Raw genomic sequence first — 12,660 nt, 5'->3', positions numbered from 1 at the left:
GGAGATGAACACCGCGCCTGTCCACCGCGTCGGCCTGCTGCTGGTGCCGGGCTTCTCGATGCTGACGCTGGGCGGGCTGCTGGATGGCCTGCAGGCCGCCAACGCGCTGCAGGACGAGGCCGTCTACGTTGCCGACTGCCTCAGCGCGGACGGGGCCGCGGTGGCCAGCAACGGCGGCCTGGTGCTGCCGGCACACGCTGCGGGCGCGATCGACTGGCTCGCCGTCTTCGTCATCGCCACCGACGCCACGCAGCCGGACGCAGCCACACTCGCCTGGCTGGGCCGCTGTGCTGAGGCCGGCGTGGCCCTCGGCGGCGTGGATGCCGGCGCCGCCTGGCTGGCCCGTGCCGGCCAGCTGGACGGACAGCGCGCCTGTGCCGACTGGGCGCTGCTGGACGGCCTCGCCGATGAGCACCCCGGCGTCGCCTGGGCTGCCGGCTTGTGGGAGATCAGTGCCGCGCCGCAGCGGCTGAGCTGCGCGGGCGGCACCGCCAGCGTGGACCTGTGCTGCGCATGGCTCGCCGCGCGCCACGGCGAGCGCTTTGGCCTGGAGCTGATCCATGCGCTGGGCCAGAAGGCATTGCGCCCGCGCGACGAACGCCAGCGCGCCGGCTACAGCGAGCGCCGCGGCGCCGGCAGCCCCAAGCTGGCCGAGGCGCTGTCGCTGATGGAGGCCAACCTGGCCGAGCCGTTGCCGACCGACGAGGTGGCGCGGCTGGTGGGCGTGTCGCGGCGCCAGTTGGAGCGCCTTTTCAAGCAGCACCTTGACAGCCTGCCCTCTCGCCACTACCTGGAGCTGCGCTTGGCCCGCGCGCGGCGGCTGCTGCAGCAGAGCTCGCAGTCCATCCTGCAGATCGGCTTGTCCTGCGGCTTCTCGTCCGGACCGCATTTCTCGAACGCCTACAAGACCCATTTCGGCCACACACCGCGCGATGAGCGCAGCCGGCGCGCCCAGGCCTGGCGCGGCGCCACCACACCCCAGGGAGACCTGTCATGACCCAGTTGCTGCTGCGCCCCGTGGCAGCGGCCGACCTGCCCGACCTCGTGCGCATGGCCGCCGCCAGCGCCGACGGCATCAGTTCGCTGCCCAACGACGAGGCCAAGCTGCGCGCGCGCATCGCGGCCTCACTGCAATCCTTCGCCAGCCCCGACGACGCCAGCGGCGAGGAGACCTATCTCTTCGTGCTGGAGGACTCGGGCCGCATCGTGGGCTGCTCGGGCATCGCCGCGAGCGCGGGCTTCTTCGACCGCTTCTACAGCTACCGCAACGAGTTCGTCGTCCATGCCAGCGCCGGGCTCGGCGTGACGCAGCGCATGCACACGCTGCACCTCTGCCACGACCTGACCGGTGCGACGCTGCTGACCTCCTTCTTCCTTGACCCTGGCTACGAGGATGGCCCTGCCGCCCAACTGCTGTCGCGCGCGCGGCTGCTGTTCATCCATGGCAACGCCGAGCGCTTCTCGGAGCGCATCGCGGCGGAAAGCCCCGGCGTGACGGACGACGCGGGGCAGAGCCCGTTCTGGGACGCCGTCGGCAGACGCTTCTTCGGCATGGCCTACCCCGAAGCCGAGGCTGTCATCGGCGGCCGCAGTCGCGCCTGCATCGCCGATCTGATGCCGCCCTACCCCGTCTACGTGGCCCTGCTGCCCGAAGCCGCCCAATGGGCGCTGGGCCAGTTGCATCCCGTCGGCGAGCTGCCCTTCTCCATCCTTCAGGAAGAGGGCTTCGACGCCGACACCTATGTCGACATCTTCGACGGCGGCCCCACGGTGGAAGGCCCACTGGCCTCGCTGAGCAGCGTGAGGCATGCGCGCGAGCTCCAAGTGCAGCCCGGCGCCGGCAGCGGGCCGCGACGCTGGCACCTGCTGGTGCGGCCGGCGCGGGCGAGTTTCGGCGCCGTGCTGGCTGAGATCGGCGACACGCTGGGCACCGATGACGTGGGCGCCCTCGGTGCACGCGTCGGCGATCGCGTGCTTGTCACGCCACTCCAACCGGGAGCCCAGGCATGACCGAACGCCTGCTCATCACCCGCGACTCCGACAGCGAGCGTTTGGCGCTGACGGACGGCATGGCCTCGCTGCGCTTCGTGCCGCGGTTGGGCATGGCCCTGCCCCGCTACCACTTCCACGTCGGGCGCATCGTGCACGCAGCGCGGGAGCTGAACCTGTATCGCGTGCAGACGACGCTGCTGCTCGGCAACGACCTGACCGGACACGCCGAGCTGGGTGATTTTCGCGCCGATCCGGCCCTCGACGGTGCCGCGCACACCGATGCATTCAGTCGGCTCATCAAGGCGGCCGTGGCCCACGCCGGCACCGTCACGGACGGTGCGCAGACCCTTGTCGCAGAGTTGCCGGGCTGGCGCGATGACGCCGGGCTGTGTCCGGTCTGGCAGTCGCTGGGCGCGCGCTTCTTCCGCGAAGACCCGGCCAAGGCGGAGGCACGCATGGGCAGCGACTGGCGCAGCCACCTGGCCGCGCTGCTGCCGCGCCAGACGATCTACCTGTCCTTCCTCGGCGCCGACGCCGAGGCGCGGATGGGCCATCACGCCGCGTCGGCAAGGCCCATCGCGCAGGCCCTGGAGGCAGCGGGCTTCGAGGCGTCGTCCCATGTGCGCATCGACGACGGCGGGCCGGTGTTCAGACGGCGCTTGCGCGCCTTCTGACTTGGCGCCTGGCTCCGTCTTGTCGGCCAAGCTCGCTACCAGCCTTCGCTGCCGGGTTCGCCCTTGAAAGGCCCGGCCAGGTCGGGCGTGATCCAGCCGCCGTAAAAGCCGCCGGGCTGCGGCCTGACGGACGCTGCGCCGACGCTGCACGCCAGGTCGTGCGCATAAAAGGCCACGCAGTCGGCCAAAGGCTCTGCGCCGGGCAGAGGCCGCGGGTAGCTCCATGCCACCCGATCCAGCTGGCGTGCGCCATCGACCAGGTGCCAGTAGAGCGCCGGCCCCTTCCACTCGCAGAACGAGCCAGTCCCGGCGGCGCGAAGCACCCCACGACGCACGTCGGCGAGCGGCAGATAGAACGTGGGCGGGTGGGCCGTCTCCCGTACCGCCCAGGCTGACCGCGTTCGCGCCACTTCCAACCCTCGCCAGCGCACGACGATCTCGCGCGCATCTCGCACCAGTTCGGGCGGGCGGGGGAAGTCCCAGACGGAAACCTGCCCCGGCGTCGGCAGGTCGGCGAACGGCGGCCGGCCCCGTCCACGCCAGTGCCACTGCGCGCGGGCGGCCGCCAGCGCTTCCTCATCAGGGATTGCCATGGCACCGGAGCTTATTTGTCATGGTGTGCAGACCATCGCTGCTCACGCGCGAGGCCTGCGACATGACCTGGCGATGACCATGTCTGCCGGGCCCGTTCTGGCGGCCAAGCTGAAAGAGGGAACACACGCGCGGCACGCCAGCAACATGCGCAACGACGCGATGACGGATGCGGCACCGGAGACACCTGATGAAGATCAGCCGGACGCGACTTTGGCACGGCGCCACCTGCGGACGCTGGAGCAAGCCCCCGTTCGTCGTACCCGCGACCATGCCCGTACGACCACGGCCACGGGCTTGATCAACCAACCACCAGCAGGGCTGCCCACCCCTGGGCCGACGCCCAGGGGCACGGGACGCGCTCCAGCGCCCCTGGGTGCTCACTTCGGCATCACGACGCTGTCGATGACGTGGATGACGCCGTTGTCGGCCGCGATGTCGGTCGCGGTGACCTTGGCGTTGTCCACCATCACGCCGCCCATGGTGGTGATGGTGAGCTCACTGCCCTGGACGGTCTTGACCTTGCCGGGCTTGACGTCCGCGGCCATGACCTTGCCGGGCACCACGTGGTAGGTCAGCACAGCGGTCAGCTTGGCCTTGTCCTTCAGCAGCGCGTCCAGGTCGGACTTCGGGATCTTGGCAAACGCGGCATCGGTCGGTGCGAACACGGTGAACGGGCCGGGGCCCTTGAGCGTGTCGACCAGGCCGGCGGCCTGCAACGCGGTGGCCAGCGTCTTGAAGCTGCCGGCGGCCACGGCCGTGTCGACGATGTCCTTGGCTTGGGCGCCGAGGGCGGCGAGCGAGAGAGCGGTCAGTGCGAAAAGCTTCTTCATGGTGATGGGACTTTCGAGAGGGAAGGACAAGGCAAGCCAGGCTTGCGGGAGGAGGAACTCAGAGCGTGGGCAGCAGCACGGTGTCGATCACATGGATGACGCCGTTGCGGGCCAGCACATCGGTGGCGGTGATCGCTGCCTTGCGGCCGTTGCGGTCGGTGATGGCGAGGCTGGCGTCGACGGTGAAGCTGTCGCCCTGCACGGTGGCGATGGCACTGCCGACCGGCACGTCGGCCTTCAGCACGCGGCCCGCGAGCACGTGGTAGGTCAGCACCTTGGTCAGCAGCGGCTTGTTGGCTAGCAGCTGGGCCTTGGTCACGCCCAGCTCGGTCAGCAGCTTGGCGAACGCCGCGTTGGTGGGCGCAAACACGGTGAACGGGCCCGTGCCGCTGAGCGTACCGGCCAGGTCCGCGGCCACAACCGCCTCGACCAGGATGCTGAAGTCGGGCAGCGCCTGGGCGGTTTCCACGATGGTCTTGTTGGCCGGCAACAGCACCTTGTCGATGACGTGGACGAGCCCGTTGGTGGCCATCACGTCGGTCGCGGTGATCTTGGCGGTGCGGTTGCGGCCGTCGGTGATGACGAGGTTGCCGCTCACCGAATCGATCTTGAAGATGCCACCGTCCAGCGGCGTGATCGCCTTGCCCAGCGCCACGTTCGCCTTGGCCACCTTGGCGCCCAGCACGTGGTACTGAAGCACGGTACGCAGCAGCGCTTTGTCGGCCAGCAGCTGGGCCTTGGTGACGCCCAGCTCGGTGAGCAGCGCGGCGAACGCCGCGTCGGTGGGCGCGAACACGGTGTAAGGCCCGGGGCCGGACAGCGTGGTCGCCAGATCGGCCGCGACGACGGCCTCGGCCAGGATGGAGAAATTGGGGTCGCGCTGCGCGACTTCCACGACGTTGGGGTCGTGGTCGTCACCGCCGCCGCCGCAGGCCGCGAGCAGGCCGATCAGCAAGGTCATGCCAAGACGTTGAAGCCAGGTGGTCCACATGGGGGGTCTCCTTGAACGAACGAGCAGAAACCTCGGGGCTGCCGCGGCGGCGGCCCCGCAGGGGGATTCAGCGGTGGGAGCGCGCCGGTCAGCCCGCGGGCAGCAGCGCGTCGTGCAGCCGGTGCAGCACGCCGTTGCTGCAGGGCTGGTCGCTGCCATCGGCCAGCGCCTGGACGGTGCAGCCGCCTGCGCGCAGCTGGCCCAGCGGCGTCAGCTGCAGCGGCGTCTCGGTCCAGGTGCGCAGGCCACCACCCCAGGGCAGGTCCAGGCTGTACCAGCGGCCCGGCACCACGTGCTGGCGAAGCAGCTCACCCAGGCGCGCCGGGTCGGCCCACAGCGCATGGCGCCGCAGCCCCAACCTTGCGGCGGCACGCTCCAGACCGGCATCCGACGGCGCGAACACCGTGAAAGGCCCGGCGCAGCCCAGCAAGGGCGCCAGGCCGGTGCGTTCCAGCGCGTCGGCGAAGAGCGCCAGACCTGGTTGGGCAGCAATCAGCTGCCACACGCTGGCGGCGGCGGGCTGCAGCGTGCGGTCCACCAGCAGCACGCGCAAACTGCCTCGGCCCGGCCCCAGTTGCAACCCACCCACCCGCTCGCCACTGGCGTCGCGCCAGCTGCCAGCGCCGTCCTGCCGCAGCAGGCTGCCATCCAGCATGCGCACGAGCGCAGCGGCCGGGTTGTCGAGCGCCGTCAGATGGCGCATCAGCCAACGCTGCTGCACCAGCAGCGACATGGTCTGGGGCGACAGGCCGGCCTGATGCACCGCCGCGTCGGTGGGAGCAAAAAGCGTCACAGGGACCTCGCTGCGGGCGAGCGACTGCAGCTGCGCGCCGGACAGCAGCGGCACCAGCCAGTCCGCCTTCAGCTCGGCTGCCGCGCGTCCCCCACCACCCTGGCCATGCGGCAACAGATGTGGCATCGGCGGGAGCACCAGCTCTCGAATCCAGTTCAGCATCGCAACCTCGCGAAATACTCGTCAGGTCATAATTTGAACTGCTCAGTTCACATTGTCAACTGTGCGGTTTATTTGAGAACTATTTGATGCACTGTTGACCTTCACCGTCTTGCTTGTAACCGTGCCGCCTAGAATCGTCCCCATGACGCCACGCCCCAGGTTCCGAGAGCAAGTGCTGCAGGCCCGTGAAGACGCCATCGTGGCGTCGGTCAGCCGGCTGCTGGCCGAGAAGGGCTTCGACCTGATGACCGTCGACGAAGTGGTGGCCGATGTGGGCATCGCGAAGGCCAGCCTGTACAAGCACTTCACATCAAAGGAAGAGCTGGCGGCGGCTGCCATGGTGCAGGTGCTGGCACGCACCCAGGACGAACTGGCCCGGCTGCGTGCGCTGGACCTCGACGCGCTGGGCCGGCTGCAGGGCGTGGCGCGCTGGGCCTACCAGCAGCAGTTGGCCGGCCTGATGCCGCTGCTGCCGTCTCAGGACTCGAAGCTGCGCGCGACGCTGGTGGCCAACAAGGCCTACATGGAGCGACTGATGCAGGTGTCCGACGAGCTCGGCGGCTGGATCACCGAGGCCCAGGCGCAGCGCCAGCTGAACCCCGCGCTGCCGCCGGAGCTGGTGCTCTACACGCTGTTCGCGCGCGCCTGTGACCCGGTGCTGGGCGTCATGCAAGCCGGCGGAGCCTTCAGCGACGCCCAGATCGTTGACTGGCTGGTCGCCATCTGCTTCAAGGGGCTTGCCCCTTAGGCTGGAAGCGACGGATGACGCCTGTCGAAGTCGATATCGCGGACCTAACGCTGCGCTACAACAAGGTTGCCCCCTTGTCCTCATCACCGCAAAGCCCGCCCAGTGCGGGCTTTGTCGTTTCTGGGGCCCTGTGACCGTTCAAGCACCGTGTGGGCGGGGGCCATCCACGGCAAATGTCGCGTTAGCCGCCCTTGGCCTTGCCCTGCGCCGCGCTCTTCTTTACCTTGCCTGCAGGCAGCGTCGCGTTGTGCTTCAGGGCCAGGTCGATCCAGTAGTTCAACGCCGCCGTCGTCTCGACGGCTGTCGAGGCCACGAACACATAGCCCGGGTAGGGGCGCCCCTTCATGACCACCGTTTCACAACCTTCGCGCTTCAGCGCCTTCTCGTGCAGCGCCGGGTCGATGCGGCACATCAGCCGTTCGGGCCGCGCCGTCACGCACAGGTTGTTCCGCACCATGAAGCCGACGCTGCCGAACATGCGCTTTTCCCGCACGTCAGGGACGTCGGCCAGTGCGTGGCGGACGCGACCTACGAGGTCATCACTGATCGAAGTCGTGCTCACGAGTCCTCCCTGCTCCCTGCCCGGGGCGCTTGCTGCGCGTTTTACCCTGACCCGGGCTTTTCGCCTGCGCGGCTGGAGGTCACCGCGAACCGCTCATGCCTCGCTCGCAGCCACGAGCGCCTGCGTATACGGGTGTTGTGCGCCACCTTCGCAGAGCGCGTCGCTGCTCAGTGTCTCCAGGATACGGCCGTGCTGCATCACCGCCAGGCGCTCGCACAGGTGTGCGACCACGCCCAGGTCGTGGCTCACCAGCAGATAGGTCAGGCCATGGCGCTGGCGCAGTTCCGACAGCAGGTTCAGCACCTCGGCCTGCACCGACACGTCAAGCGCCGAGGTCGGCTCATCCAGCAGCACCAGTGGCGGTTGAAGGATGAGCGCGCGGGCAATCGCCACGCGCTGGCGCTGGCCGCCGGAGATCTGGTGCGGGTAGCGGAAGCGGAAGGCGGTGGACAGGCCGACCTGTTGCAGCACGTCGTCGATGCGTTCGTCCACGCGGTCCATGCCCTGGATGTGCAGGGGCTCGGCCAGCGCAGCGCGCACGGTGTGGCGCGGGTGCAGGGAGCCGTAGGGGTCCTGGAAGACCATCTGCACCCGCCGCGCATGGGCAGGGCTGCGCTCGCCGCGGAAGGGCTGGCCGTCAATCGCCACCTGCCCCTGCCAGTGGCGGTACTGGCCGGCCAGGCAGCGCAGCACCGTGGTCTTGCCCGAGCCGGATTCGCCGACCAGCCCGAAGGCCTGGCCGCGCGGCACGTGCAGGTCAACGCCGTGCAACACCTGGCGAGCCTGCTCGCCCTCGCCGAACGAGAGATTGAGACCGCTGACGCTCAGCATGGCCGGGGTGTCGCTCATGCGGCACCCCACGCGGCTTCACGCTTGAGCACCGGCAGCACCGCGCGGCGCCGCCGCAGCGTGGGCATGGCGGACATCAGCCCCTGCGTGTAGGGGTGACGGGCGTGCGCCAGATCGGCCGCGGCCACGCTCTCCACCACGCGGCCGGCGTACATCACCAGCACGCGGTCGCAGAAGCGGCCCACCATGTTCAAGTCATGGCTGATGAAGAGCAGCGACAGGCCCTGCTCCGCCACCAGTTCATCGAGCAGCGCCAGCACCTCCTGGCGCACCGAGACGTCCAGCGCCGAGGTGGGTTCGTCCGCAATCAGCAGCTGCGGCCGCTGGGCCAGCATCATCGCGATCATCACGCGCTGGCCCATGCCGCCGGACAGCTCGTGCGGGTACTGGCCGGCCACGCGCCTGGGCTCGTGGATGCGGACGCGGGTCAGCAGGGCCTCGACCTGCTCCTGGCATTGCGCGCGCGAGATCGCGCCGTCGACGCGCAGCACCGCTTCCGCGATCTGCCGGCCGACGCTCATCACCGGATTCAGCGAGTACTTGGGGTCCTGCATGATCATCGACATGCGGCGCCCGCGCAGCGCGGCCATGCCGCTCTCATTCGTCTGCAGCAAGTCGATGCCGTCGAACTGCAGGCGTTGGGCGGTGACCTGGGCCTGGCGGGGCAGCAGCTTGAGCAGGGCGCGGCCGACCGTGGTCTTGCCCGAGCCGGATTCGCCCACCACGGCCAGCTTTTCCCGGCCGAGCGTGAAGGAGACGCCATGCACGACGGGAATCGGCGCGGCCGGTGTGCCGAAGGCAATCTTCAGGCCTTCGACCTGCAGCAGCGGGGGTTCGGTCGAGCTCATGGGAGTCATCAGGATTGGCGCGGGTCGAGCGCGTCGTTGAGGCCGTCGCCCAGCAGGTTGAAGGCCATGCTCACGGCCAGGATGGCAGCACCGGGTGCGGCCACCAGCCACCAGCTGTCCAGCATGTAGCGGCGGCCCTCGGAGATCATCGAGCCCCACTCCGGCAGCGGCGGCTGCGCGCCCAGGCCCAGGAAGCCCAGGCCCGCGGCGGTGAGCACGACGGAGGCCATGTTCATCGTCAGCCTGACGAGCACCGAGGGCAGGCACAACGACGCCAGGTGGCGCCACAGCACGCGCAGGTGCGAGGCGCCCTGCAGCTGCGCCGTGACGATGAAATCGGCCTGCCTGAGCGTCATCGCCTCGGCACGGGCCAGGCGGGCGATGGGTGGCCAGGCGGTGATGGCGATGGCCAGCACGGCGTGGTCCAGCCCGGGGCCCAGCGCGGCGACGAAGGCGAGCGCCAGCACCAGGCTGGGGAAGGACAGGAACACATCCGCCACCCGCATGCAGACGGCATCCACCCAGCCGCCGAAGTAGCCCGAGACCACCCCCACCGCCATGCCCAGCGGACCGACGACGACGGTGACCAGGCTGACGATGAACAGCGTGATGCGGGTCCCGTGGACCAGCCGGCTGAAGACGTCCCGGCCGAACTCGTCGGTGCCGAACCAGTGCTGGGCGCTCGGCGGCAGCAGCGCGCTGGACAGGTCCTGCACCAGCGGGTCGTAAGGCGCGATCCACGGCGCGAAGGCGGCCACGAGGATCAGCACCACGATGACGGCGACACCGATGGCAGTCAGCGGGTTGCGCAGCAGCTTGCGCGCCGTGGCGGCGGCTTCCTGGCGCCAGGCCTGGAAGCCACCCTGCGGCGGGAGGGGGAGTGCCGAAGCCGTCATGTGCGCGCCCTTGGATCAAACACTTTGTACAAGGCGTCGGTGGCCAGGTTCAGCGTCACGAAGAGCACGCCGATCACCAGCACCGAACCCATCACCGCATTCATGTCGCCCAGCAGCAGGCTGCCGGTGAGGTAGCTGCCGAAGCCGGGCCAGCCGAACACCGTCTCGACCAGCACCGCGCCCTCCAGCAAGCCGCCATAGGCCAGCGCCAGGATGGTGAGCAGCTGCACGCGGATGTTCAGGAAGGCATGGCCCCAGACGACCTGGGTCTGGCTCAGGCCCTTGACCCGGGCGGTGGTGATGTACTCCTGCGTCAGCTGCGCCAGCATGAAGCTGCGCGTCATGCGGCTGAGGTAGGCCATGGAATGCAGGCCCAGCACGCAGGCCGGCAGCACCAGGTGCCGCAGCGCGCTGCGCAGGGCGGCGAAGTCGCCCGCCAGCAGGGCGTCCACCAGCATCAGGCCGGTCACGCGCGGCACCAGCCCTTCATAGGCCATGCCGATGCGGCCGATGCCGCCCGCCCAGCCCAGCCAAGCGTAGAAGATCAGCAGGCCCATCATGCCGAACCAGAACACCGGCGTGGAATGCCCCAGCAGGCCGAGCACGCGGGCCAGATGGTCCGGCATGCGCTTGTGATGGACGGCGGCCCACACGCCCAGCGGCACACCCAGCAGCGCGCCCAGCAGGATGGCCAGCGTGGCCAGCTCTATCGTGGCCGGCAGCACGCGTGCCAGGTCTTCGGTGACCGGGCGGCCGGTCAGCAGCGCCTTGCCCAGGTCGCCCTGCATCAGGTCGCCGAGGTAGCGGCCGAACTGCACGTACAGCGGCCGGTCCAGGCCGAGCTGGCGGTAGACCTGCTCGTAGGTCGAGCGATCGGCATCGGGGCCGACGATGGCCAGCACCGGGTCCAGCGGCATCACGCGGCCGATCATGAAGGTCAGCAGCAGCAGGCCCAGCAGCGCGCTCAGCGCACCGGCACCGCCGCGCGACCATGTCATCCAGCGTGCATTCATGGGAGCACCCTTCGCGCAAAGTGCTGTCCCGCCAGGCGGGCGTGAGTATGTTTGGGGCGGCCCGGCGCTGCGCTCATGCCTTCGCCTCCGTCTTGTAGACCTCGCGCAGCCGCGTGGCTCCGCTGGGGTGGCCGACATAGCCCTGGACGCTGCGGCGCAGCACCTGCGTGTCCAGCATCTGGGCGATGGGCTGGATGGCGGGCACGGCTTCGTCAAAGCGCTGCTGGGCCTGGCGGTAGAGGGCCGTCTGCTCGGCCGCGTCGCGCGTCAGCAAGGCCTGTTCGATCAGCTGGTTCAGCTTGGCGTCGGCATGGCCGGTGCGCCAGCCCTGGAAGTTGGTCAGCCGGGCGCTGTCGCGGTTGTCGGGGTTGTAGACCAGCGCGCGCAGGCTGGAGTGCGGGTGCCCCTCCGCCCCGCCGCCGCCGCGGCCGACCACGATCTCGAAGGACCGTTCGCGCATCGCGCCGTAGACCTGGTTGCCGGTGCCGGGCAGGATGCTGGCGCGGATGCCGCCCTGCGCCAGCGTGGCCTGCAGGCTGGTGGCGATGCCGGTGAACGGCGCCTCGGCAATCACGCGGATGGTGGTGTCGAAGCCGTCGGCCATGCCGGCCTCGGTCAGCAGGCGGCGCGCTTCGGCCGCATTGAACGTGTAGCCCGGCTGCGCCAGCGAGGCCGGCAGGCCGGCGGGCACCGGGCGCATCTGCAGCTCGCCGTAGAAGGGCAGCACGCCACTGGCCAGGCCCTGGAAGTCGATCAGATGACGCAGCACCGCCCGGCGCACGCGCTCATCGGCAAAGCGCGGATGGCGGGCGTTCACGGCCACGTAGTACTGGGTGCTGCGGCGCACGCTGTCCACGACCAGGTCGGGCCGCCTGGCAAGCGCCCTCACGTCGGGCGCCGACAGGCCGCCGGCCACGTCCAGGTCGCCGCGCATCAGCATCAGGCGCAGCGTCTGGGATTCCGTCATGTGCCGCACCACCACGCGTTTGAGTCGGGCCGGCGCCTGCCAGTGGCGGGCTGCGCGGCGCAGCACCAGCAACTCCTTGGGCCGCCAGTCCTCCAGCTCGAAGGCGCCGGAGCCGGCCATGTGGGTCGTCAGCCAGGCATTGCCCAGGTCGCCCTTGACCTCGTGCGCCAGCACCGCCTCGCGGTCGATCACATAGGCGCTCATCGACGTGGCCAGCGTCATCAGCACCAGGCTCGGGTCGGTGGGCAGCGGCAGGTCGAGCACCAGCGTCAGCGGGTTGTCGGCGCGGATCGTGGCCTCCACATTCGCGGCGGTGAAGCCGTAGCTCTTCCACACGGTGGCCAGCGCGAGGTTGAGCTTCAGCACCCGCTGCAGGGACCACGCCGCGTGGGCCGCGGTCAGCGGCCGGCCGCTGGCGAACTGCAGCCCCGGGCGCAGGCGCAGGGTCAGGCGCCGGCCATCGCCGCTCACCTCCCAGGCCTCGGCGAGGCTGGGCTTCAAGCGGGTGATGTCATGCGCGTCGGCTTCGAGCAGGCTGTCATAGACGTTGCAGGCGATGGTCACCGCGTCCAGCCCCGTGGCCGCGGCCGGGTCCAGCGACAGCAGGTTGTTCATGCTCATGCCGACCAGCAGCTGGTCCGTGGGCGAGTCGGCGCGGACGATGCCGCTCCAGCCGGCAGCGGCCAGGCCGGCCAGTTGGCGCCGGCGCAGCAGCGTGTGGGAACCGGGGAACATAGGCGG

14 protein-coding genes are annotated in these 12,660 nt (G+C 69.9%); 4 read left to right on the top strand and 10 right to left on the bottom strand.

Annotation, left to right across the window (positions count from 1 at the left end; genetic code table 11):
- Positions 1–4: 4 nt before the first annotated feature.
- The 3 genes from AC1D29_RS09690 to AC1D29_RS09680 are packed head-to-tail and all read left to right on the top strand — an operon-like array spanning position 5 to position 2,666.
- Complete coding sequence (locus tag AC1D29_RS09690; RefSeq protein WP_477896619.1) at positions 5–997, top strand: GlxA family transcriptional regulator; 993 nt, start codon at positions 5–7, stop codon at positions 995–997.
- Positions 994–2,010, top strand: coding sequence for an arginine N-succinyltransferase (locus AC1D29_RS09685; protein WP_477896617.1), 1,017 nt, complete (start codon positions 994–996; stop codon positions 2,008–2,010). Before AC1D29_RS09690 ends, AC1D29_RS09685 begins: the two co-directional genes overlap by 4 nt.
- Positions 2,007–2,666: an arginine N-succinyltransferase gene (locus AC1D29_RS09680; RefSeq protein ID WP_477896615.1), complete on the top strand. Its 660-nt coding sequence runs from the start codon at positions 2,007–2,009 to the stop codon at positions 2,664–2,666. Before AC1D29_RS09685 ends, AC1D29_RS09680 begins: the two co-directional genes overlap by 4 nt.
- 35 nt (positions 2,667–2,701) lie before the next feature.
- Here the strand turns inward: AC1D29_RS09680 and AC1D29_RS09675 are convergent, their stop codons facing one another.
- The 4 genes from AC1D29_RS09675 to AC1D29_RS09660 all read right to left on the bottom strand — a co-directional run bounded on the left by AC1D29_RS09675 (position 2,702) and on the right by AC1D29_RS09660 (position 6,000).
- On the bottom strand, positions 2,702–3,259 hold the full coding sequence (locus AC1D29_RS09675) for a DUF427 domain-containing protein (RefSeq protein WP_477896613.1): 558 nt from the start codon (positions 3,257–3,259) through the stop codon (positions 2,702–2,704).
- Positions 3,260–3,637: 378 nt separating this feature from the next.
- Positions 3,638–4,090 (bottom strand): fasciclin domain-containing protein, encoded by a 453-nt coding sequence (locus tag AC1D29_RS09670; RefSeq protein ID WP_477896611.1) that lies wholly within the window; start codon positions 4,088–4,090, stop codon positions 3,638–3,640.
- A gap of 58 nt (positions 4,091–4,148) precedes the next feature.
- Entirely contained in the window at positions 4,149–5,081 is a 933-nt protein-coding gene (locus AC1D29_RS09665; protein ID WP_477896609.1) for a fasciclin domain-containing protein, read from the bottom strand.
- Between the two features lie 88 nt (positions 5,082–5,169).
- Positions 5,170–6,000, bottom strand: coding sequence for a fasciclin domain-containing protein (locus tag AC1D29_RS09660; RefSeq protein ID WP_477896607.1), 831 nt, complete (start codon positions 5,998–6,000; stop codon positions 5,170–5,172).
- 178 nt (positions 6,001–6,178) lie between these two features.
- Between AC1D29_RS09660 and AC1D29_RS09655 the strand changes: the two genes are divergently transcribed.
- Positions 6,179–6,784 carry a TetR/AcrR family transcriptional regulator gene (locus AC1D29_RS09655; protein WP_477896605.1) on the top strand — a complete coding sequence of 202 codons (606 nt, stop codon included), beginning with the start codon at positions 6,179–6,181 and terminating at the stop codon, positions 6,782–6,784.
- A gap of 181 nt (positions 6,785–6,965) precedes the next feature.
- Here AC1D29_RS09655 and AC1D29_RS09650 read toward each other — a convergent pair whose 3' ends face one another.
- The 6 genes from AC1D29_RS09650 to AC1D29_RS09625 form a co-directional block, all read right to left on the bottom strand.
- Positions 6,966–7,346: a TfoX/Sxy family protein gene (locus tag AC1D29_RS09650; RefSeq protein ID WP_477896603.1), complete on the bottom strand. Its 381-nt coding sequence runs from the start codon at positions 7,344–7,346 to the stop codon at positions 6,966–6,968.
- 93 nt (positions 7,347–7,439) lie between these two features.
- A complete protein-coding gene (locus AC1D29_RS09645; protein WP_477896601.1) occupies positions 7,440–8,195 on the bottom strand; it encodes an ABC transporter ATP-binding protein in 756 nt (251 codons plus the stop codon).
- On the bottom strand, positions 8,192–9,043 hold the full coding sequence (locus AC1D29_RS09640) for an ABC transporter ATP-binding protein (RefSeq protein ID WP_477896599.1): 852 nt from the start codon (positions 9,041–9,043) through the stop codon (positions 8,192–8,194). Before AC1D29_RS09640 ends, AC1D29_RS09645 begins: the two co-directional genes overlap by 4 nt.
- Positions 9,044–9,051: 8 nt before the next feature.
- The gene (locus AC1D29_RS09635) at positions 9,052–9,939 is read right to left on the bottom strand and encodes an ABC transporter permease (protein ID WP_477896597.1); all 888 of its coding nucleotides are present in this window, start codon (positions 9,937–9,939) and stop codon (positions 9,052–9,054) included.
- Positions 9,936–10,952 (bottom strand): ABC transporter permease, encoded by a 1,017-nt coding sequence (locus AC1D29_RS09630; RefSeq protein WP_477896595.1) that lies wholly within the window; start codon positions 10,950–10,952, stop codon positions 9,936–9,938. The genes AC1D29_RS09635 and AC1D29_RS09630 overlap by 4 nt, the downstream gene beginning before the upstream one ends.
- Positions 10,953–11,025: 73 nt before the next feature.
- Positions 11,026–12,654: an ABC transporter substrate-binding protein gene (locus tag AC1D29_RS09625; protein WP_477896593.1), complete on the bottom strand. Its 1,629-nt coding sequence runs from the start codon at positions 12,652–12,654 to the stop codon at positions 11,026–11,028.
- Positions 12,655–12,660: the final 6 nt, after the last annotated feature.

The sequence above is a fragment of the Roseateles sp. P1_C6 genome, from assembly GCF_056406315.1.
This window is presented reverse-complemented; position numbering and strand designations above follow the sequence as displayed.